Annotated in this window: 26 protein-coding genes and 1 tRNA gene; 10 read left to right on the top strand and 17 right to left on the bottom strand. The window is 44.8% G+C overall.

Features of this window, described 5'->3' with window-relative positions; translation table 11 throughout:
- Positions 1-219: 219 nt before the first annotated feature.
- From MHUN_RS04385 to MHUN_RS04400, 4 genes are all read left to right on the top strand, one after another.
- Positions 220-717, top strand: coding sequence for a hypothetical protein (locus MHUN_RS04385; RefSeq protein ID WP_011447869.1), 498 nt, complete (start codon positions 220-222; stop codon positions 715-717).
- A 1-nt stretch (position 718) separates the two neighbouring features.
- Entirely contained in the window at positions 719-2686 is a 1968-nt protein-coding gene (locus tag MHUN_RS04390; RefSeq protein ID WP_011447870.1) for a type B DNA-directed DNA polymerase, read from the top strand.
- Between the two features lie 177 nt (positions 2687-2863).
- A complete protein-coding gene (locus MHUN_RS04395; RefSeq protein WP_011447871.1) occupies positions 2864-3454 on the top strand; it encodes a response regulator in 591 nt (196 codons plus the stop codon).
- A 3-nt stretch (positions 3455-3457) separates the two neighbouring features.
- Positions 3458-4657 (top strand): cation:proton antiporter, encoded by a 1200-nt coding sequence (locus tag MHUN_RS04400; RefSeq protein WP_011447872.1) that lies wholly within the window; start codon positions 3458-3460, stop codon positions 4655-4657.
- 4 nt (positions 4658-4661) lie between these two features.
- On the opposite strand, the gene nikR is transcribed toward MHUN_RS04400, so the two are convergent.
- From nikR to MHUN_RS04440, 8 genes are all read right to left on the bottom strand, one after another.
- Positions 4662-5117, bottom strand: coding sequence for a nickel-responsive transcriptional regulator NikR (gene nikR / locus MHUN_RS04405; protein WP_011447873.1), 456 nt, complete (start codon positions 5115-5117; stop codon positions 4662-4664).
- Between the two features lie 180 nt (positions 5118-5297).
- On the bottom strand, positions 5298-5990 hold the full coding sequence (locus MHUN_RS17220; protein WP_011447874.1) for a class I SAM-dependent methyltransferase: 693 nt from the start codon (positions 5988-5990) through the stop codon (positions 5298-5300).
- A complete protein-coding gene (locus MHUN_RS04415) occupies positions 5974-7080 on the bottom strand; it encodes an MFS transporter (protein WP_011447875.1) in 1107 nt (368 codons plus the stop codon). Before MHUN_RS04415 ends, MHUN_RS17220 begins: the two co-directional genes overlap by 17 nt.
- A gap of 5 nt (positions 7081-7085) precedes the next feature.
- Complete coding sequence (locus MHUN_RS04420) at positions 7086-8975, bottom strand: beta-CASP ribonuclease aCPSF1 (protein WP_011447876.1); 1890 nt, start codon at positions 8973-8975, stop codon at positions 7086-7088.
- A 40-nt stretch (positions 8976-9015) separates the two neighbouring features.
- Positions 9016-9645, bottom strand: coding sequence for an archaeal proteasome endopeptidase complex subunit beta (gene psmB / locus MHUN_RS04425; RefSeq protein WP_011447877.1), 630 nt, complete (start codon positions 9643-9645; stop codon positions 9016-9018).
- 91 nt (positions 9646-9736) lie between these two features.
- On the bottom strand, positions 9737-10573 hold the full coding sequence (locus MHUN_RS04430; protein ID WP_048067275.1) for a CBS domain-containing protein: 837 nt from the start codon (positions 10571-10573) through the stop codon (positions 9737-9739).
- Positions 10574-10599: 26 nt separating this feature from the next.
- Positions 10600-11028, bottom strand: a complete 429-nt coding sequence (locus MHUN_RS04435) for a universal stress protein (RefSeq protein ID WP_011447879.1) — start codon at positions 11026-11028, stop codon at positions 10600-10602.
- Between the two features lie 42 nt (positions 11029-11070).
- Entirely contained in the window at positions 11071-12102 is a 1032-nt protein-coding gene (locus MHUN_RS04440; RefSeq protein ID WP_011447880.1) for an amidohydrolase family protein, read from the bottom strand.
- Between the two features lie 51 nt (positions 12103-12153).
- Between MHUN_RS04440 and MHUN_RS04445 the strand changes: the two genes are divergently transcribed.
- A complete protein-coding gene (locus MHUN_RS04445) occupies positions 12154-12315 on the top strand; it encodes a preprotein translocase subunit Sec61beta (RefSeq protein WP_048067276.1) in 162 nt (53 codons plus the stop codon).
- Positions 12316-12319: 4 nt separating this feature from the next.
- Here MHUN_RS04445 and MHUN_RS04450 read toward each other — a convergent pair whose 3' ends face one another.
- Entirely contained in the window at positions 12320-13117 is a 798-nt protein-coding gene (locus MHUN_RS04450; RefSeq protein ID WP_338040854.1) for a coenzyme F420-0:L-glutamate ligase, read from the bottom strand.
- 50 nt (positions 13118-13167) lie between these two features.
- Here MHUN_RS04450 and MHUN_RS04455 point away from each other — a divergent pair.
- Together MHUN_RS04455 and MHUN_RS18930 are read left to right on the top strand one after the other, a co-directional pair.
- Positions 13168-13251: transfer RNA gene (locus MHUN_RS04455), tRNA-Ser, on the top strand.
- A 747-nt stretch (positions 13252-13998) separates the two neighbouring features.
- Positions 13999-14175, top strand: a complete 177-nt coding sequence (locus MHUN_RS18930) for a hypothetical protein (protein ID WP_158498157.1) — start codon at positions 13999-14001, stop codon at positions 14173-14175.
- A gap of 180 nt (positions 14176-14355) precedes the next feature.
- Here the strand turns inward: MHUN_RS18930 and MHUN_RS04460 are convergent, their stop codons facing one another.
- From MHUN_RS04460 to MHUN_RS18935, 4 genes are all read right to left on the bottom strand, one after another.
- The gene (locus MHUN_RS04460; RefSeq protein ID WP_011447882.1) at positions 14356-15108 is read right to left on the bottom strand and encodes an MIP/aquaporin family protein; all 753 of its coding nucleotides are present in this window, start codon (positions 15106-15108) and stop codon (positions 14356-14358) included.
- A gap of 2 nt (positions 15109-15110) precedes the next feature.
- Positions 15111-15320 (bottom strand): DUF2180 family protein, encoded by a 210-nt coding sequence (locus MHUN_RS04465; RefSeq protein ID WP_011447883.1) that lies wholly within the window; start codon positions 15318-15320, stop codon positions 15111-15113.
- 18 nt (positions 15321-15338) lie between these two features.
- Entirely contained in the window at positions 15339-16838 is a 1500-nt protein-coding gene (locus MHUN_RS04470; RefSeq protein ID WP_011447884.1) for a DUF2193 domain-containing protein, read from the bottom strand.
- Positions 16839-16948: 110 nt separating this feature from the next.
- Positions 16949-17107 carry a hypothetical protein gene (locus MHUN_RS18935; RefSeq protein ID WP_158498158.1) on the bottom strand — a complete coding sequence of 53 codons (159 nt, stop codon included), beginning with the start codon at positions 17105-17107 and terminating at the stop codon, positions 16949-16951.
- 208 nt (positions 17108-17315) lie between these two features.
- On the opposite strand from MHUN_RS18935, the gene MHUN_RS04475 reads away from it, so the two are divergent.
- The 3 genes from MHUN_RS04475 (at position 17316) to MHUN_RS04485 (ending at position 19963) form a co-directional block, all read left to right on the top strand.
- Positions 17316-18071: a pyrroline-5-carboxylate reductase family protein gene (locus MHUN_RS04475; protein ID WP_275039209.1), complete on the top strand. Its 756-nt coding sequence runs from the start codon at positions 17316-17318 to the stop codon at positions 18069-18071.
- Positions 18072-18413: 342 nt separating this feature from the next.
- A complete protein-coding gene (locus tag MHUN_RS04480; protein ID WP_143709350.1) occupies positions 18414-19475 on the top strand; it encodes a hypothetical protein in 1062 nt (353 codons plus the stop codon).
- Between the two features lie 35 nt (positions 19476-19510).
- Positions 19511-19963, top strand: a complete 453-nt coding sequence (locus MHUN_RS04485) for a hypothetical protein (RefSeq protein ID WP_048067280.1) — start codon at positions 19511-19513, stop codon at positions 19961-19963.
- Between the two features lie 66 nt (positions 19964-20029).
- Here MHUN_RS04485 and MHUN_RS04490 read toward each other — a convergent pair whose 3' ends face one another.
- Genes MHUN_RS04490 through MHUN_RS04505 form a run of 4 tightly spaced genes read right to left on the bottom strand, consistent with a single transcriptional unit; the run spans position 20030 to position 21630 of the window.
- Entirely contained in the window at positions 20030-20533 is a 504-nt protein-coding gene (locus MHUN_RS04490; protein WP_011447888.1) for a nitrophenyl compound nitroreductase subunit ArsF family protein, read from the bottom strand.
- Between the two features lie 36 nt (positions 20534-20569).
- Entirely contained in the window at positions 20570-20926 is a 357-nt protein-coding gene (locus MHUN_RS04495; RefSeq protein ID WP_011447889.1) for a putative zinc-binding protein, read from the bottom strand.
- Between the two features lie 9 nt (positions 20927-20935).
- Positions 20936-21391: a putative zinc-binding protein gene (locus tag MHUN_RS04500; protein ID WP_011447890.1), complete on the bottom strand. Its 456-nt coding sequence runs from the start codon at positions 21389-21391 to the stop codon at positions 20936-20938.
- A complete protein-coding gene (locus MHUN_RS04505) occupies positions 21391-21630 on the bottom strand; it encodes a thioredoxin family protein (RefSeq protein WP_011447891.1) in 240 nt (79 codons plus the stop codon). The genes MHUN_RS04500 and MHUN_RS04505 overlap by 1 nt, the downstream gene beginning before the upstream one ends.
- Between the last annotated feature and the right edge of the window lie 27 nt (positions 21631-21657).

Genomic DNA, 21657 nt, shown 5'->3' on the forward strand with positions numbered 1-21657 from the left:
AGAAATACTTCCTGATACATTTGAAGGTTATTTTCAAATTGCTCCCAAGAGAGCCATTTGTTTGACAGGGGTATTTCAGAATTAATCAGAGGAAGAAATGCAATTCTTTCTTCAATTAACCCATTGGATGTCGAGTAACACCTTTCATTTATATGCGTTTTTCACTTTCACCCTGTTTCCTTTACTCTTATATGGGGGATACCAGGATCCTGCTATGCCATGTCAGTTCCTCTCCTATCACAGTTCTCAGTCTCTCAAGGTACATTCACCGCTTTCATTGCACCAGTGGAGGATCTGACCCAAGCGCCCGGTTTATTTCTAAGAAAAGAACCAGGCCTTATTCTCTACCTGTGCGGTAATTATCCGGTGATCCTGCCTGACTTAACCCGGTATTCAGATCGGTTTGTTGTCAGAAGGGCTCTTACTGCCTTTCAGATCCTGACAATCCTGGATGAAGCATACCAGTCATTCCTTATCATTGAACATGATCGGTCGCTCTTTGAAGAACGTGCAGATCTTCTTCCCATCATCGGTCAACGGTGCAGGGAATATGCAATGAAAAATGCCGGAGTCCTTCTTCTTGCTCCCTATCCTGATATGTATATACAGGCACTTGAGCCATTTTTCCACCGGATATTCCTGGTTGATCATGTGCAGGGAGATAAAGTTGTAAAGAAAAAACGAACGAAATCAAAACAGATGTCCCTGGAGGTTTGAGATGACCAAATCAGACAGTTCATTCCTGTTGGATATTACCCGGACCAAAACCGGAGTGGATATCTGGGAGAAAACAGGTGGTCAGCTCTCCTGCACCCATCACTCCCTTGAGCAGGGTTTTCTTCTTTCTTTTCCGGATAGTCATCAGTTTTACCAGCTCCTAGATGGCCTTGCTGACGAATACCCCGTTACTCCATACCGGATTACCACCATTTACGGAGAAGAGGACGGATACCGGGTTCAGGCCGGGAGGGATGTTGCACAGAAGATAGAAGAACAGACCCTGTACCAGGCACGACTGTTTAACGTTGATATCAGGCCTGAACAGATCTTCTGCGCACACACAAAAAAGATAGTTGGAGGGTTTCAGGATGCAGATCGGTTCTCTCCTGATCAGAAAGCAGACCTTGATCTGATGGAGATTACCTGCCGGGAAAATCCTCACCGGAATCCCCATCCTGAACACATTACCATCATCACCAGCGCAAGGCAATGGATACTTGACGGGCCGGAGCGCACTATTGCAGAAGATCTCTTTACGATAATCCAGGATAAGGACCCGGATATCATACTTTTTCCTGATTATGACACATGGTCCGGAATTTTTTTTGGAATAGCCAGGGAGAATTATCTGTTTAATGCGTTCAGCAGAACCGGCAGGTTTCACACTGTTGCACCCAGATCCTATTTCAGCTATGGAAGAATGGAACACCGGCTTGGGGCGAAGATTCCTGAAGGCCGGATAATTATTGACACCAAGCAGAGTTTCATGTACCGTGAAGGGGATCTCCGGGGAATTTTTCTTGCATCCAGGCTTGCCGGGCTTTCACCCAACCTTACCTGCAGGCTCACACCTGGCACACTGATCTCATCATATGAAGTATACGAAGCCCTTGCCCGGGGGTATGCAGTCCCTTTCCGGAAAAGTGATGCAGAGGCATGCAGAAGAGTCACGGCAATGAGACTTGATTACCGCGGAGGATACATACTTCAGCCTCCACCAGGTATATTTGCCGATGTTACCCAGATTGACTTTACCTCATTTTATCCGTCCATAATCGTCAGTGAAAACCTCTCTCCGGAGACATTGAATGACCGGACAAAACCCGGATTTCTTTCATCAGTGTTGGAACCGGTCATTACGCTCCGACAACATACCAAGCAGATGAAAAAGACTGATCCATCCTATGCAGGGATGGACGGCGTATTAAAATGGATGCTGGTCACCTGTTTTGGTTATACCGGTTATAAGAACGCCAGGTTTGGAAGAATCGAGGTCCACGAGGAGATTACCCGTGCCGCTACCCGGATATTGAAAGACTGTGTGAAACTTACCGAGGCCCATGGTGGAAAAGTTCTTCATGCAATCATCGACTGTCTGTTCATCAGGGGCGGTCATGCAGGAACCATCCAGGAAGAGATAGAACGGATGACAACCTTTCATACGGAGGCTGATACCTATGACTGGGTTGTTTTTCTTCCCCAGTCTGACGGGAGCGGGTCCTACTGCTCTTATTTCGGGCGGTTGAAAACCGGGAAGATGAAGGTGAAGGGAGTTTCTACAAACCGGAGGACCACTCCGCCCTATGTTGTCAGGATGCAGAATGAGATGTTTGATATACTTGGCACATACCAGGAAATTGATGGCATCCCGGATGCACGGGACACCCTGTACTCTGTATACAGGCGGTACCTGGATACCATGAACCATGCAGATCTCAGGGATTTTATCATCACAAGGCGTATCGGGAAGCACACCTACAACAAACAATGCATTGCCCAGGCGGTTCTTGATACATATAAGGAGCATCATGTTACCATAGAGCCAGGTATGGATGCCTCATTCCTTGTCAGGGATGAGAAACGGCTCATAGTGGATCCTTCCTGGGACGCTCAGGGTATTGATACACGGTATTATAAAAGGCTCCTTGACAAGGCTTATGAAGAAGTGGTCTCTATGCTTCCCTGAACCATGGGATTCACATGCTAAGAATATCAGAGAGGTTTTTGGGTAAGGAGATAATCATTACCGGACAAGAACCTCCCTGACCATACCATCTTTGTGAGGGGGAAAAAAGAAATTTTAACAGTGATGATACTACTACACTAAGAGTCGAAGATAATTCCCGGCATCTGAAGATAAAAAATGACTCGTGTTTTATATATCGATGATGAAAAAACCCTCCTTACTCTTACTCAGATCTATCTGAGAGAGGAGGCAAATCTTGATGTTGAAATTGCAGCATCAGCTGAAGAAGGACTTGTACTTCTGAGAAATGAATCATTTGATGCGATAATTTCAGATTATGATATGCCGGATATGGATGGGATTGAACTATTAAAATGTGTGCGGAAAGAAAATCCTACTATCCCGTTTATCGTGTTCACCGGAAAGGGGCGTGAAGAGATAGTCATTGAAGCCCTGAATTACGGTGCTGATTTTTATCTGCAGAAAGGCGGAGATCCAAAACCACTCTTTACAGAACTTGCAAATGCTATCCGCCATCTTGTCAGAAGAAGTAAGGCTGAAGATTCTGCAGTGCAGCATATGCAATACTGGAAGAATGTTCAGGAATCTATAAGCAGGAAGTTGCAGGATATTGAAAATTCTGCTCAGGCTTTAACGAACATTACAGAAGATCTCCCTGAAAGTCAGGAACATATCCGGAAGATCCTTATGCGTACACAGGAAATCCATGAAGAACTCCATAACCAGTACAAACCGGAGATGAAATAATCCATGAGTCCTGAAGGTGTCATGTCATCGATTGAGTTTCAGATGAGTCTGCTTCTTTTCGTGGCCCTGGCCGGGTATCTCCTGGCATCCCGTATCAATCAGTCTGCAGTCATTGGTGAGATTCTTGTCGGACTGATTGTGGGGCCAAGTATCCTCGGTCTTGTGACATACACCGATTTTGTAAGCAGCATCGCCCATCTTGGCGCGATTATTCTTCTGTTTGTTATTGGATTTGAGTTTAATATCCATGAAATTTTTAACATAAAATATGGGTTTATTGCAGCTTTTGGAGTTATTGTTCCCTGGATAGGTGGCTATGCCACGGCTCTTCTGTTTCATTTTAATATGCAGGGAGCCTTTTTTGTAGGGACTGCTCTTACTGCCACAAGTATTGCGATAACGGCAAATGTCCTCAGGGAAATAAATCAGCTTCAGTCAGAGGCTGCAAAAGCGATCATCGGTGCGGCGGTCATTGATGATGTTCTGAGTTTACTGGCTCTTGCAATCACGGAGGATTTTGTCTCCGGGTCATTCACCGTGGAGGGAGTCGTATTAGTCTTTATAAAGGCAATTGGATTTATGGGTATCTTCGGCCTTCTTGGTGTATCGGTTATCAGCAAGTTCCTCATGAAACTTGACCATTCAAAGATTGCCGAGAAGTTTCCTGAATTCGTTTTTATCACCGCGATGATGATCGCATTCTTCTATGCCATGATGGCTGATCTGGTGGGTCTTTCTGGTATTGTTGGGGCATTTCTTGCAGGAGTCTCAATGGAGAGTGTGGGCCTCAGACATAGCAAGGACTTAAAGGAAGGTGCAGAGTACCTCCAGATCATATTTGCATCGATATTCTTTGTCTCTCTTGGTATTCTGGTTGACATGCATGCTCTGACACTGGATGGTATCATCTTCATGCTGGTTCTGACAGGTATTGCCATACTAACAAAGGTTATTGGATGTGCAGTACCTTCCCGTCTTATCGGGATGTGCACAAAGGATTCCCTTATAGTCGGGTTTGGGATGTCACCCAGGGGGGAAGTAGCCATGATTGTCGCCCTTATCGGACTTACCGGTGGAATTATCGGGCAGGATATCTATGCAGGCATTGTCTTTATGAGTCTTTTAACCACTATCAGCACCCCGATAGTATACCGGAACTGGCTATACCGGAAAACACCCTGTATTGCAGAAAAAACAGAATAAAAAATTACCCTTCAAGGGGTATGGTAGTTAACTTTACCGTTTCAACACCTTTTTGAGCCATAAGACGCTCGGCAATCCCTTTTACCTGCTGGGCATCTCCCTTTACTAAAAGAACTTCCACACACCGGTTGTGAGTCACATGGGAATGCAGTGAAGCCTGAATTAAATCCATGAAGTCATGCTGGATATCGGTGATTGCCGCGACAAGTCCGCGTTGATGGTGATCATAGACTAACGTGATAATGCCCTGCCTGGGGCCGGAGAGATCAGCCATCCATTTATGATATCTGATATACGAACGAATGGCATCCCGTATACCTTCAGATCTGGAAGAATATCCCCTGTTTTTCAGAATCTGATCAAAACTCTGAAGTAAATTCGATGGAAGTGATACTCCGATCCGGGATAGATCATGGTCATACAAATCATCCTGTTCCGAATCAGCGAATGAGGGAGACATGATGATTACTATTTATGTAATCTGGTATATCTTTTTCTTACCATGTATGCCGAAAAGATCATGAATATTTAAGGATAAGACATATCAGAAGATTACATCAGCCATCAATGAAATTTATCGCCAGAAAGAAAATACGTTATATTACTCACTATTTAGTAAAATTTGTTTAAATAAATACTCTCATAGTCCGGAGCTCACACCGGTTTTTGGGCCTGGTACGGTATGCCCGGATTTTCTATATCTGAGTATCCATACAAAACGCGGGAACAGTTGGTTTTTGACTCGCATGGTCCATGTGCAGGGACTTGCAGAGAGCAGCGTAAGATCAACAAACAATGATTGAATGTCAGATTCTGAAAAATAATGGGTAATAATTCCATTCCCTTTGAGCAATGTCCCGTCTTCTACTTCCACACCGGATGTTGATCTGAAATCTTCTGTCCCAAAAACGGTTACCAGCAATTCACCATCCGGGCTGAGAGTTCGTGTTATCTCACGGGCAGCGGTTATGCGATCCGTGTGCAGAAGATGCCCCAGGATATGATGAGCATCAATATTCTGAATCTGTGATTTTTTAAAAGGGAGATATCGTACATCAGCACAGATAAAGGAAACGTCAGCCAGTTCAGATCGTGATCTGCAGAGGCGGAGCGCCGTCATGGAGAAATCAAGTCCTATCCGGCAGGTCGCAAAAGAGGCGGTGCGAAGGTTTTTCCCATTTCCACATCCCAGGTCCAGAAATATTCCCTGGTTTATCTGGGTTGTCGGCTCAAGAGGGGAATTCCCCCAGAGCGTCCCCTTAACTTGGTACTCTGCGTCCCAGGCCTGCCGTTGACCGGTTTTGTTCTCATGAATGTTACCCGCCGGTGTCATGTATGTTAAATCCCTTACATGAGCATTTTCCAATAATGATGGCTGTAATAATAGCACCAAGTGCGATGACTGCCGATGCGGTTTCAAAGGATGAATAAGAGATGATATATCCTCCAATTGCAGGGAGGAAGGTCATACCTGCATAACTACAGGTGGAGTACAGGCCCATGGCAATTCCCTGTCGCTCCTCGGCATGTGCCAGATATCCAATCTGTGAAACCATGATAAGGCCGGCAACGGCTCCCATGATGAGGATTATTACCGGGGCTATGAGGAAAGAAAATAGTAAGGGAACGATCATGAGGGCTGATATCCTGATGAGCAGGACCGGTTCGATCTTCAGATACGGGGTTCCTAGTGATGCAATGATAGTGGCAAAGTTCATTGCAGCAAGAACAGTGCTTACCTCATGGACCGGATATCCTGAAAGCTCAGGAAACACAGCCTGTACATACCCGGTTGATCCCAGAAGAATGATCACCGAAAACCAGAGGGGGTACTGACGTAGCATCTGCGAACCGGTCTCTCTGACTAATACCTGTGCAGAAATTCTATCCTGCGCTCCCAGCCGGGGTATTGTGATTATACATACCATAATGCAGATAAGGCCTGTACCAAGAGTGCAGACAAGAGCCCCAAGAAGTATATCTCCGGTCACCATAGCAAGCCAGCCTGACCCGATAAGTCCACTCAGGAGACCGAAATTGAGCGATGCCATGAAGAGACTGGTATTTTTCAGGGTGTCTTTCTGATATCCAATCCAGGATAATGCAGAGGAGACGAAAAATCCTGCACCGATTCCTTCAATAAATCTCCAAATAAGCAGATCGACCGGTTCTGTAAGAGTAATTATGAGTATGCCGGATATGAGGGTGAGAACCAGAGAGATTCGGATTAATAACGGCTGACCGTACCGGTCACTTGCTACCCCGGCGGGAAGCGTTGTTGTCATCGCTCCAAAAAAGTATGCCGAGAAGATAAGAGTCTGAAACGAAAGATCATCAGAAAGAGAAGGAAGAATCGGGACAATGGCATTTGATAAAGCCATCACCATGAAGACTGCGATAAAAAGCAAAAATGACCGATTCATCTGTATCAGATTAACCGGTATGTTTCCAAATTCATAGGGGAGGTTGTCTGAATGTGTAATTTTTTATAAATAGAACTTGCAAGATCGATGGTCTTGTTCTCATCACCATGAATTGCAAATATCTTCTCTGGTTTGGGTTGCATATGAGAGACAAAATTCATGAGTTGTCTGCGATCTGAGTGCCCTGAAAACCCATCTACCGTGATACAGTCAAGGTTGACGACGATCGTCTCCCGGTTACCGATTGGAATCTCCCGCCAGCCTTTCTGAATTCTCCGGCCAAGTGTTCCGTCTGCCTGATACCCGACAAAGACCAGGCAGTTTCGTTCATCAGCAGCAAGGTTTCGGAGGTATTCCATGACAGGTCCACCGTTTAACATACCGCTGGTAGTGATGATAACACATGGCTCCCCGGTGATGACACGCTCACGTTTCTCTGCAGAATCCACCTGCTCAAAACACTCGGCAAGGAATGGGTTGTGCCCTTCTTTGAAGATAAGATTACGAAGCTCTGAATTCAGGTATTCAGGATAGGTGGTATGAATCGCAGTCGCTTCCTTGATCATACCGTCAAGATAAACTTTAACCGGTGGGAATTTCCCAAGCCGCATACCTTCTTCAATGGCAAGCATGACTTCCTGAGAACGTCCGACGGCAAATGCGGGGATGATGATCTTCCCGCCCCGTTCAAGAACCTCGCGAAACACCCCATATAATCTCTCTTCTGCATCAGCACGGTTTGGCTGCATATCCTGTGCCCCACCATAGGTGGATTCCATAAAGAGTGCCTCTAGTCGTGGATAATGATTTACTGCAGCATTGAAAAGACGGCTTTTCCCATAATGAAGATCGCCGGTAAATGCCACATTATACAGCCCGTCTCCGACATGGAAATGTGCTATACCTGATCCAAGAATATGTCCTGCATTGTGGAAGGTCAGTTTGATATCAGGAGCAATATCAGTGACACATCCATAATTAAGTACTATTGAGTGCTTGATATATTCCTTGACCTCATTCGAGGAATACGGAATGGGTTTTCCTTCCTTATTCACCACGTCAAGGTAATCGAGCTGTAGCATAGCGGCTAAATCACGGGTTGGCGGGGTAGAGTATACCGGTCCTTCATATCCATATTTATAAAGAAGCGGAATGTAGGCACAATGATCCAGGTGTGCATGGGTAAGGACCACGGCATCCAGCTGAGAGAGCGGATGAATCTCAGGAACATAGAGATATGGTGTTGCTTCAAAACTGTCTGGTTTTTCTCCGCAGTCGATAAGGACACGGCTTTCAGGTGTGGAAAGAAGAAATGCCGCACGTCCGACTTCACGACAGCAACCGAGGGTTGTCACCCGTATCCATTGATCTTTTGCGATGACATCACGATGGATTCTGCGACCTATCCTCTTTAAGAGCTCTTTTCGTTCCTGGTGGGCGGCCCGTAAATACTGCCGTACCTGCTTTACCGTGCTGCTTTCGATGGGCGGAGTCCTGACAACCTTGGGTGTCCACCCGATCTCACGGGTTATGTCACGAAGGGTGGCTCCGTTTTTCCCGATAACCACGCCGGGTTTTTCTGCCTCAATGAGGACTTCACCGCTGTCTGCTTCAAAGAATATATCAGATATTCCTGCATTCTCACCGACGACACGTCTTATTGCAGATGCAGCACGTTCAGGATCTTCTAATATGGTGGGACGGACAACGATACGTTTCCTGATATCCCTGGCAAGTATTTTGATAAGATCATCCTGGTCAGCAAAGGTCTTGGGATCATCAGTGTAGATGACCAGTTCAGGCCCTTCAAATTCAACAGATGATACTTTAATCCCCTTTGGGACTTTCTTTTTAATTTTTTCCTGTATCTCTTTGAGACGTTCCTCAATAAGCATAAAACCGTCCTAAAAAAGTGTATAAAATATTTAAAATAGTCTAATTTGGTGTAAGCACACTAATTTCTTCATCAGATAATTCATGATAGGAATCTTCAGTAATTACAACAACAGCAACTCCTTCTCCTGACCCTGCATCCCGTTTTATTGCAGAACGAAGGGCACGTATGGCAAGTTCGATGGCAGAACGTTCGTCCATGCCGAGGGTGTACCGGTCTTCAAGGACACCATATGCCATGGGAGATCCGGACCCGGTTGCTACAATGCCATCTTCCTTTCCGGTACCTCCGACAGCGTCTACTGAGAAGAGTACCGGCCCGGTTTCATCAACCCCTCCAATCAGGAGTTGAACATAGAATGGAAACATCCGGTTCCCATGAAGAATATTTGAAAGAAGAGTGGATGCAGCCTGAACACTGATACGTTTCCCTCTGCGGATTTCGTAAAGGTTCGCTTCCACAGTCATCAGCCGTGCAAGCTGCTGTGCATCACCAACACCGCCGGCAGTGGTAAGTCCAATCCGGGGTGCGATCTGGTAGATCTTCTTTGCAGTTTTGTTGGATATCAGGTATCCCATGGTTGCACGTTTTTCACTTGCGAGCACAACACCGGTTTCAAAAACAATCCCAACCGTGGTTGTTCCTTTCATTGTATCGCTCTGTTCGACCATAATGGACTCCGGAAATAATGAGTAAATGGGGAAAGTATTGCAGAAGCAAAAATGCCTTAGTTACAAATAACCTGCAATAATTTAAAGGTTTTTATTGATATTTTTCATCTAAGAGGACTTTAATAAGTTCTCTGTCGAAGAGAATACTTTTGAGCCGGTTATCACCGTTCACTATCGGAAGCTGATCTACCCGTGCACGCTTCATTTTCAGGGCACATTCACTGACTTCGGCATTTGGCGGGACCATGACCACATTGGTGATCATGGCAGATTTTACCGGACGATTGGGGAGCTGAACCCGTGAAATGCCGTAGCTGATGTGATGAACGTCACGGATACTTTCCCAGGTCCATTCATCATCATCAGTACCGGTAGTGGAGAGATCAGATGTCTCTACTGAATCTTCGATCATAGCACATCTGATCAGATCACGCTCACAGATTATGCCCTGAAGTTTTGATTCACGATTCAATATAGGTATAGCCTCAAACCCGGATATCTCCATAATTCGCCCTACAAGGGGCAGAGGAGTCTCTTCCCAGAGAGCAAAAGTAGGGCTTGTGTATGTATCTTTAATCTCTTCCTCTATCTTCATCCGAGCTATTGCAAGGATAAGGTCTGCAACACTGATAAGTCCCACCAGATTCTTTGCTTCGTCGAGGACAGGCATCCTGCGGATATTATGTGTCCTCATTATCCTGGCTGCCTCGGTCAGCGTTGCGTCTGAACGGATCGTGAGCGGATCAGGTGTCATCAGTAACGCAAGCTGGTTTTCTTCAGGTTTGTGAAGAAGATCCTTTCGTGTGATGATACCAACCAGTTTTCCGCCTTTTAAAACGGGAACTCCACTAATCCCTGTTCTTTTTAAAATTTTAAGTACATCATCCCGGTTTCCAGGTATTTCGACGGTGACGACGTCGGTCGTCATGTAGTCAGATACCAGCGGGACCGGCACTATGATCTCACCACCAACACGGAAACTTTGCTGTGTTCAACAACAAAGGAACTTACACTTCCGATAAGGATACGGTCAATATTACTCTTCCCATGAGAACCCATAATGATGAGGTCTGCACCAATTTTATCAGCGGTGGAAAGTATCGTGTCACCGGCATGACCCTGTTCAAAATGTGTTATGACTTCCGTGTTCTTTTTCTGGGCAATCTCTTTGATCTTATCAAGTGCTGCATTGCCCTCCTGCTCAAGCAGGCTGTACATGATCTCAAGTTTGCTGTCTGCCGGTATATCTGTAAAAAGCCCTGATTCTACGACGTAGACTGCGTGAAGTTTTGCTTTCCAGGCCTGTGCCTGTTCGACGGCTACTTCAAATGCCTTTTCACTGACAATAGATCCGTCAATAGCAACAAGAATTGTGTTGTACATATACTCCCCTCAAAAAGGCTTCCTAACTAATTTGGACTTTACCTAAAAAATTCTTGCGCAAAAATGGCTCATTGGAGCCCTCTTCACAATGGTGGATTTGATATCGCGGGAATGGCGCAAATTACCCCAGGAACAATCCATTACACAGAATGAAGCCCGGTTACCCGGCATAATAGAATGAGAAATTCCTGATGGAGGAAATCCTCTGGTTGCTGAATAGAGGAGGTTCTCAGCCGGCACCCCATAGACGGAATGGATAAACGAGATCTCCTGCATCATGTCAGGCTGGACAAACATAACATTATCAGTCCCAATCAGTATTTCAACGCCGGCATCAATCATTTCCTGGACAGGGGGGTGAGCCCGGCCGGATGTTACCCGGAGGAGAAAATTTGAGCGACAACAGAGAACTACCGGTATTCCTTCATCAGCAATCCTTCGGATCTGGGATTTGGTAACATGGGTACAATGCACTAGAAAATCAGGGTGTGCTTCTAATGCAGCATCAATATCATCAGGATCTTTTTCACCCGCGTGAAACCCGATAATCTTTCCCTGCCTTTTCATCAGGTCAGCTATCTCCATGGACTGGGTAACATCCCTTGCACTGCTAATCCCTGCTCCGTCGGCTATCTCCTCTCCACCTTCACGTCCCAGGATGATTGGACGAATGTGCATCTGGGATGCCGCCTCTTGTAATGCCAGAACTCCTGGTTTTCCCCCTTCACGAAAATCAGCAAAGCCCGCTGTTCCGGAATGGATCATCTCAGTTATGGAATCTCTCATTGCTGATATAAGGCGGGGCACTGAGGTTTTTGCAAGTATCTGATGCTTGAGTCCATGGGGAGGCGTGACAAGTTCATCAAGTGTCCCGGCACAGGGCAGATCCATCGCAACCGTATCAGCAAGATGGGTATGAGCATTGAAAAATGCAGGACAGATCCATTGGTCCGGGACAGATGATTCATCCTCTACGGCGGTGATGATGCCGTCCTGAACAACGATGGTAACGTCCCGCGCCTCAAGGGTTTCACCAGTCAGAGCTGTCCCTGATACCGAATACTCTTTTATCATGATATATTGCCGGCCTTGTCTTTTATATAATTCATCGGTCAGATATAGATTATGGCAAAAAAAGCAGGTGGACGATTAATCTCATCTGCTGGTCTCGTCAATTACTATGACAGTGAAGACCGGCGGGCAGTCCACATCAGCCCCTATGTAGTTTTGGCTGCGGCGGTTATATGTGGTGTTGCAATCTTCGTCCTGAATATGATTTCATTCTGATCTTTTACACTTTTTTTAACGCTTTCCTGATGACGTCTTCTCCTTCTCTGAAGTAGATGTCATTGTGTCCGGTCCATGCAGGTATGCCACGGAAATGAACGGCAGGTACCCCGTTATTGCTCTCACCCATGATGAGATTTGCAAATCCGGCGATCTCGTCAACCACCGCTTCTTCAGTTATCTCCAGAGTATGCCCGAAGAGATCACTATCTCCGCGGAAATCTCTGATGGCTGACATCCCACTCCAGCCAATAGCATGACCGGTCTGTCCACGCCGAAATGATCTGCCACAGGTGTCAGTTACGATGATCCCACAGCTTTTGCTGGTGAGGTCTTTTATCTCCGTTCTGATCTCCTCAGCTTCCTTCATGGGATCTGCAGGAAGGGTGATAACAAGGCCGTCCTCAACATTGCTTGCGTCCACTCCTGACCTGACTCCTACATGACCGCAGGATACTTCAGTGAGGGTGAATGGTGTTTCTATGAGAACGTCACAGGCCTGATCTAGGACGACTTGGATAAAGCGGGGATCTTCACCTGTCTTTTCTGCAATCCGTGTTGCCCGGTCACCAGGTATGACATCTTTTAAATTCCGGGTGTATCCCTTTGCCTTCGAGATTATTGTACTTGCGATACAGATGATGTCTCCATCTTCCAAAGCGCATTTTTCAATTATCAGGCGGGGAAGGTCATCTCCTTTTTGAATCAGGGGAAGACCCCTGATACCTGTTACGGTTACTGAAGTGTACAGAATAATCCCTCTCCTTTCAGGTGAAATGTGAAAGAATATACGAGTATTGATCGGAGCTTTAGGAATATATTTTTAAAGTTGATATACAGACATGTATAGGTGCCGAGATAGTCTAGTCCGGGAAGGCGGTGGTCTTGAAAACCACTGGTGGTAACACCTCGGGAGTTCAAATCTCCCTTTCGGCGTAAAAATTTTTTTTCAGATTTTTGTTTCATTAGTTCTCATATCTTCATTTTGTCTCGTGTTAAATATGCGGATCACCAGTATATGGACCGCCTTTTTTCTGCAGGAGATATTCAGAAGATAGAGCATTAAAAGGTGATCTTTATGCTGAACAAGAGTATCCGGACTATATACTCTGTAGTTCAAGATGCTGGAATGATGCAATTTTTCTGCATAGTGAAGCAGAATGAAGCAATGTGAAGCAGTGTGCGGAAAAGATCCGCTCTGATATATTATTCCGATTTAAGATCTATCGATAATTTCATAATTTTTGTTTTTTAATGCGGAAAACCGGCCGTCACACGTACATATTAATCCGGTGGCTAATGATGATTCAAATTTTTTTGTGAGTACACGAGTTGCTTCACTAAAGATCTTAGAATAATATATATGTGTACATATATTCAATTTAGTGAGTTTTCGCGGTTTTTGACTGTGAAGCAACTGCTTCACACATGCAGAAAAGATATCCTTTTTTCCGCCATGCTTCACTCTGGTGAAGGAGGGAAGCAGTGAAGTGAAAACACTATGTGGGAGAGTTGAAAGATAATGGAATGGGTGTTTTTACTTTCGATCAGCAGGTGATCCTGGAGAACCGGAAGAGAAAATCATAACGGGGTCATGTAATATAAGTAGTAATGGTTCTGGTGGGCATTGTATAAACAGGAAAGATGAGGGGGGTTCACATACGGGACAGATATTGAAATATTATGAATATCAGTCTGCTGGATAAAGATAACATTCGATTTGCTATTGGAGAGGAACATGAAGAAAACCGCAAATTCATTACAGAGAGAGCAGACGCAACGAAACCAAACGAGAGTATTACCAGTTCAGGAGAGCCGTTTTCAGGTAGGGAGATGGAACGGTTGCCAGGAACTACCTGAATCTGATGGAATAATAGAACTAAACCGGCTTGTAGTTATGTGGCTACATAATACTGAAGACCAGGCGAAATGGAAAATCAGGCGTATATGAAAGAATCGCGGGAAAACTGAATTGGTCTCTCACCTTTCAAGAAATAAGAAATTCTGAAATATCCCGGGAAGGCTATATCAAAAAAAAATTTACGTACTCTCTTCAATCTCTGAAGTGAGGTATGCATACAATAACACTGCAACAACCGCTCCGATAACCGGACCGATCACATAGATAGGAAAATATATCCAAAGATTCGAACCCCCAAGCACCAGATCTGCAAGGTATGGCCCGAAGGTTCGTGCAGGATTCAGTGAAGCTCCTGCAATATTCCCTGTGGCGGTTATTATCCCTCCGACGGTTAGACCAATAATTAACCCGGCAAACCCTGGCGGAGCACGATTATCTACAGCAACACCCATAATCACGAGCATCAGCAGAAATGTTCCAATAGCCTCCGCCAGGATAGCCTGTCCATACGATATTCCTGGGAACGGTGCAGTCGCCCCTAATCCTCCAATCAGAACTGCATCCATGCCGACGGTCGCTGCAAAAAGTAGACTTCCGAGAACTGCACCCAGACACTGTGCAATCACATACGGAATAATCTCTTCTGCTGGAAACCGTTTCGTAACTCCGAGGGCAATGGTCACCGCCGGATTGATATGACATCCGGATACTCTCCCAAGAGCATAGATACACCCGGCAATGGCAATGGCAAAGCTCATACCGATAGCAAACCAGTCCCCAAGGCCGCCAAGTACACCGATTCCAATATTAAACTCAGTAGAAGGGTTTGTACCATGTGCAATCATCAGGGTGATAGCCGCTGCACCAGCACCAAAGTATACCAGAATCCCGGTTCCCACTCCTTCTGCAACACATCGTTGTAACAATGACATGATTACTCCTTCTTATATGCCGCAACACATTCCGGACAGAGGATTCTGGGCAATCGTTTTCCGCTCTTCTTAACCGGGAAGGGATACCCCCCTTCCCAGAGATCAATATCTTCCCGAATACTATGGTCCATGCATAGCCCCATACCGCAGGCAATACAAATCCCAACTGCATCGGTATTTTTTCCTTCTTTTGCACACACGTAACACTTCATTTTTAACCTCTGGCGTGACTACACGGCTTCTTTCCACTGGCAATAACCATGACGGAAATCCATCAGTGCAGCTGAAGCACAATCCTTGCAAATCCGTGCCGGAGCTGCAACCGTTTCTTTATGAAGAGCAATAATATTCGTCATCAGGGTAGCAGTCACCGGCTCACTAGTCAGGAGACAGGGATAATCGGCAAGCCTCATCATGGCAGACATGCGAACGGTCATGGCACATGCCGGATAAGCGTATCTCTGTGGGTTCATAAGGACATCATTTTTATGAATTGGCGATAGATCAACCGTAAATCCACCTACTTTCGGGGAGGGGATTCCTTCGCCGCTACTCTGCATCCGACGTGCTTTGTCCAGGTATTTCCATCCCCGATAAATCATGTCCATAAAATCACAGTTGTGGAGCTCTACTGCAGCACTCCGGGTAGGATAAAGCTGAACATAATTATGGTATCTTTTCGTGAGAAGATCCACGATCATAATAGCGTTGAACCCATCAAGTTCCAGAATATATTCTGCCGCACAAGCAGAAGCACCCGTTGCAAGACCAAGAAGGTCATATTCATTTTTAACCTTCCCTTCTGCTTTTTTCAGGGTAGACTCCATTACCGCCGTTGTGGCATCTATGGCAGCCATGACAACATCGTCCTTGCACATATTGAACGTGGATTGCGAGATATGATGGGCGATATCACCGACACAATACGCCGGAATGGTGACGATGTTCCCATAATGAACACCCTCCTCCATGGCGGCCTTCACCACTGGTGCCATCTTTGTGCGATATGACTCCATGTATTTCCGGTGATCAAAGGATTTCTGACCAACAGTATCCATAAGTTCAGCCTGCGCCTTCACCGGGTGTTCATAAATCGCCTGGAGCATGTCGATTTCTTTTTTCACCGCTTCAGTAAGCGATCCACCTTTCTCTATTTCATGAGCAAACACATCACCGATACCATACGATGTGTTCATCCCCCATGACTTTGCTGCGAGAATTGCCTGTTTATGATCCGCAGGAATGGTGATCCCGCTAAGAATCCGGTTCACAACATTACTTGTTGAACCAGGTATAAGGGCAAAATCCACAACACATGTCGGACCGTAAAACCCTCCATATCTCCGTGCTGATTCACGACCTATAAGCGATTCAGATTTCTTAATTGCTCCGACAAAGGTCTCAACACTTTTAGCAAATTTAGGATCTTCCTTGCAGAGAATTTCCAGAATGACCGGAGTCTGATAATGTTCTACGAATGGATCATCCTCGGGTCTGATCGTTTTCGTAAGGCCTTTTAGAATCTCAAAATGTGCCTTTACAGATTCGGTGTGTAATTGAAATACCGACGGAGACTGATCTGCAGCGGGTTTCATCTTCTGCACGGCGTCGAGATATGGTTGTGCATCGTCAATTACAAAATTCCCCCCGCGTTTTTTCTTTACCGCCTCTACATCGGCATGTTGAGCCGCCATGGCCTCTTTGATCATTTTCTTGTGGAGTTCAGACATCAGTAACACGTCCTGGTAATTGAGCCAGCCTCCGGTAATCCATCAGCTGTATGTTTTAGCCATCAATGGCTGATTATATAAAAGTGCGCATCATGAAGACAGGAGATCGATCAGAAAAAACTGAACTGATTTGCCTTCTCTATCTGCCATACCTGCAGATCTCCACGGTTTGGAAAGACCTGCGATAAGGAGAAGGCCGGAACCATCCAGCTTGAAACTCTGTCTGCAGCGATAAAAGGTGTATATCCTGAAATGGGGGAGAGATGCATGCAGGCAATCAGATCAATCTGATCTTTTTTGAATGATGTATCTGTATATCGGTTTTTTCCCGTTCAGGATGCAAGGGAACTATTATCCTTATTTTGATAGGATACCCCACCATAAATTTCTGAAATCACACTGTTTCCTATATATATGTGTATGTTCAAATAATTTTGAAACATTTGTGAGAGAGTCACGACAACAAATATCGCCTGTATCGGAGCCGGCAGGGTTACCCGAATCCTCCTTGAAGGCCTTGCCAGAAAGAATTGTCTTCCTGAACGAATCATGGTGACTGATACCAATCCAGATGTCCTGAAAAATCTTGCAGAAAAATTCCCTTCAATTGAACCAACAAACCAGGTTGATGAATCGATGAGCAACGCTGATTTTCTCTTTATCAGCCTTCATCCACCGGTGGTTGGAGAAATGCTCCATAACATTGTTCCCTTCCTTGGAGAAAAGACTACCATCGTATCTTTGGCTCCGAAAATAAAAATAGCAACCATCAACCAGCTCACCGGAGCATCACGTTCTGTCATTCGCATGATCCCAAATGCTGCCTCATATGTGAATGAAGGATACAATCCGGTGGTATTTGGATCGTCTTGTCCGGAAAATATACGGAAAAAATTCACTGAACTCATGGTCGCTCTCGGACAGATGCCTGAGGTTCCTGAAGAGATGTTGGAAGCATATACAGTCATAACGGCCATGGGTCCGACGTACCTCTGGTTCCAGCTGGCTGAACTCATCCACCTTGCACAGACATTTGGTCTTACTCAGAAAGATGCTACTGATGCGGTCCTTCCCATGGCTGAGGGAGCTGCGAAGATCATGAAGAAATCAGACCTGACTCCAGAGGCGGTCATGGATCTTGTTCCGGTAAAACCTCTTGCTGATAAAGAAGAGGCTATCAGGGAGATGTATAATGGATCCCTTACCGGGTTGTATGAAAAACTTACGTCATAATTTTTTTTCTCCGGTAATTTTATCTGGTATTCGTCCACAATTAAGAACTTTTTCCCAATCTATGTTAATTTCATGGTCCTCATCCTGTTCACTATTGCAGGTACCAGGCTGACATTGCATCTGGATAAAAAGTTGATGCCAAAGAGTTTATATGCTCCTTTTTATTATCCAATATATTTATATTTGTCAATATTTCAATAAATATTGAATCATCCTGAGCTATACTCAGCAATGGTATAAAACCAGAAACGTAATGGTTAAAAAAGAAGATAGAGTAGTAAAATGATCATATCAATAAAAAATTCCAGATCCAGGATCCATATCGAAGCAATATGCTTTTGCTTGTTATTTCTTCTTTTATGCGGAGCATGTAGTGCAGATTCTTCAAACTCCTCTACAATCTCTTCTGATTCACCAGCGATTCATTTCTTTTATAGCCCTCTCTGTTCCTCCTGTCATAAGGTTATACCCTTTATTGAGGAATATGAGACAACTCATCCGTATGTTCGTATCCAATACCACAATATCGGCGACAATGAGGATGACATCCTCCTGTTTGAGACATTCAGGAAGATGCATCCTGACAAATCATTATTCGTCCCGGTTGTTTTTATAGGAGAGGAGGCCCTCATCGGTGAGAAGGCGATATTTTCAGAATTTGAGCAAAAAGTCGGGGAGATCAAGACTCATGGTGCATCTGAATTTAATGAAAATAGGACTTCAGGTTCAGAAACCATCACAGTAAATCCCGTGATCCTCCTCCTGGCTGCTCTGGGAGAAGGATTCAATCCCTGTGGTCTCCTGGTTCTTGCCCTTCTGCTGGTCTCACTTATGGCATCGGACTCCAGGAAGACGATTCTCCTGGTAGGATCTGCGTACATCCTGGCATTTTATCTGGTCAGGGTCTTATCTGGATTTGCAATTTTCTCAGCTATTCAGATTCCGGGAGTTGCACAGATATTTCTCATCGTTGCCGGAATCATCGCGATCATTGCCGGACTGTTCCAGATAAAAGACGGCCTTGTTAAAAATCCGAAAGCACTCTTCTCCATTCCCCAGTCGAAGAAAAGTTCCATTTCAAAATACCTGAAGATTGCAAGTGTTCCTGCCGGATTCATCGTTGGTGCCCTGACCGGTCTATATGGTATGGCCTGCACGGTCGGGATATATATCTCAATTCTCGGAATGATATACCAGGATTTCCAATCGGGCTTATTTTATCTTCTTGCATATAATTTCGTTGTAGTTATACCGCTTATTACAATACTTCTCCTGGTCATCTTCGGGCTCTCTCCGGAGAGACTGAATTCATGGAGAGATGAAAGGAAGAGCCTGCTTCGAATTATCATAGGAGTTATCATGCTTATTATGGGGATAATCATCCTGATGGATGTATTTCTCTAAATTTTCAGCCGATAAATGGTGAAACAGGTATGCATATGGAAAAGATTGAACGTGGTATGTACAGTCTGATTCTTCTCGTAAATTTGGTAATTCTCATGCTCATCCCGGCATGCTCGGGAGCGATATTTCAAAAGGACGGGACTGAAATCACGCGAGATGAAGTTACGAAAATATTTACACATAATTCAATTTTTCATGAAAATTCTCCCATCCAGATACAATTCTTTTATAGTTCCGGTTGTGGCAGCTGTAAAGATGTACTTCAGTTCCTTCAATCATATGAACGGAAAAATCCTTCTGTCCTGATCGAATTCCGGAATCTTGTATATGATGAAGAGAACCGTCAATTATTTACCGAATATAAAAACCAGTTCAATTATTCGAAAATATCGTATCCTGCATTATTTATCGGTGATATCGGAATAACAGGAAGCAGTGACATTATTCATATAACTGATTCGGTGGTAAAAGGGTATCAGAATCTATGAAGGGAGAGAATGGTGGTTGGGATAGTGAAATCTATCCTTTTGCCATGGTAGATTATGGAACTGACATCATTGTTCGTATATTGTCATTCTATCAATGATTGCTCTGGATAACTCCTCTCCAAATGCCTTTTTATCGCTGAGTTTATACCAGAGTTGTATCTGGTTCTCTGCATGAAATCCGGTATCATCTATATATCCAATCATCACCGAAGACGAGGTCGTCCCGAACCTGGAGACAATGTCTGCATTCTCCGGGAGGTCAACATTCACATGTCTGAAAATGATCTTCCCTTCATCAATTTCCTGCATGAATGATTTATTCATGGCCTCTTCAGTACGTTCTCCAAGCACCCGGCAGGGATAACATTGATGGGTTTCATGGAAATGATATACTTCTAGTGCTTTTGGAGGGAGGATAAATAATGATGAACTATTATGTTGAAGAGAGAGATTTTCAAGGGTAAATATCTGGTTGCATCCGCATCCGCCTGACAGGATCATAATGGAGGTAATTACAGCAAGTAGCAGAAGAGGGATGAGGATATCTTTTCTCGGACCTTGAATAGGCATTGATAAAAAAATAAGAGACTATCGCCGGAGGAAGGTTCACCGGAGTTTTTCCCTCACAACAGATGTCAAAAGTTCAATCTCGTCAAATCGCGGATCTTCCATACCATTCTTTACAATACCACACTCAGTGGCAATGACATGAATGTCCGGATCATACCCATGCTCCTTAAGTTTTTTCCTCCCGCAGCAGTCAGAACATCCATCAATAATAACTATTCTCTTTGCATGGGCGAGAACATCACGTAATTTTTCTGGATCACTTCGTGCAGCAAGAGAACATTCAATTATACCCGGACATCTCCGGTGGAGCGCATCACTTACCTTTGTCGTAAGTTTGCCCGTATTGGATATTCCTGAGCAGGTCACCAAAGCAGTGTCAGAATCCAGGTGCATAAAAAATGATTAGGAGCAGTTACCGCTGCAGCCACACCCGCCGGAAGGAACCTTCTTTTCAGAATTAGATTCCTGGATTTTTCCTTCTCCTTTCCAGGCGGCAGAGACAATAGACTCAACCTGTTCTTTTGTAAAAGATCGGTCAGAGGAATTTTTCTCGATACCAAGATCGGTTACAACCAGATGCTGATGAACCGGAACTCCCGCTTGCTCAGCTATCTTTCGTGCACAATCCATCCCACATCCGTCAATAGCAACGACTTCATGTACATTCCGTGCACGTTCAGCCAGAGACTCTGATCCAGATGCCAGCAGGGCCGTGCATACAAAGCTGCCATATCCTTCGTCAGATAGCTGAATAGCAGCCTGATTTGATATCTGCCCGGTATTTGCCTGCCCGGAGCAGGGAAAAATCAATCGGTTCTTCTCGTTACTTCCACAGGTACAGGGGGCTTGCTCTCCCATTATGCATTCTCCTTGATGATTTCGATAATCTCATTAACAGTGGGAACCCGACCGGCAACAACTTCTTCGCCGTCCAGGAACAGAGACGGAGTCATCATGACACCCCTGCTTACAATCTCTTCCAGTGCTTCAACTTTCGTTACTTCAGCCAGAACACCTGATTTTTTTACCGCTTCAGTTACATTATCATACATACGTTTGCATTTCGTACAGCCGGTTCCTAACACTTCGAGTTTCATATTTCACCTTTATTTGAAACAGTTATG

It is taken from the genome of Methanospirillum hungatei JF-1 (assembly GCF_000013445.1).
Lineage (GTDB): Archaea > Halobacteriota > Methanomicrobia > Methanomicrobiales > Methanospirillaceae > Methanospirillum > Methanospirillum hungatei.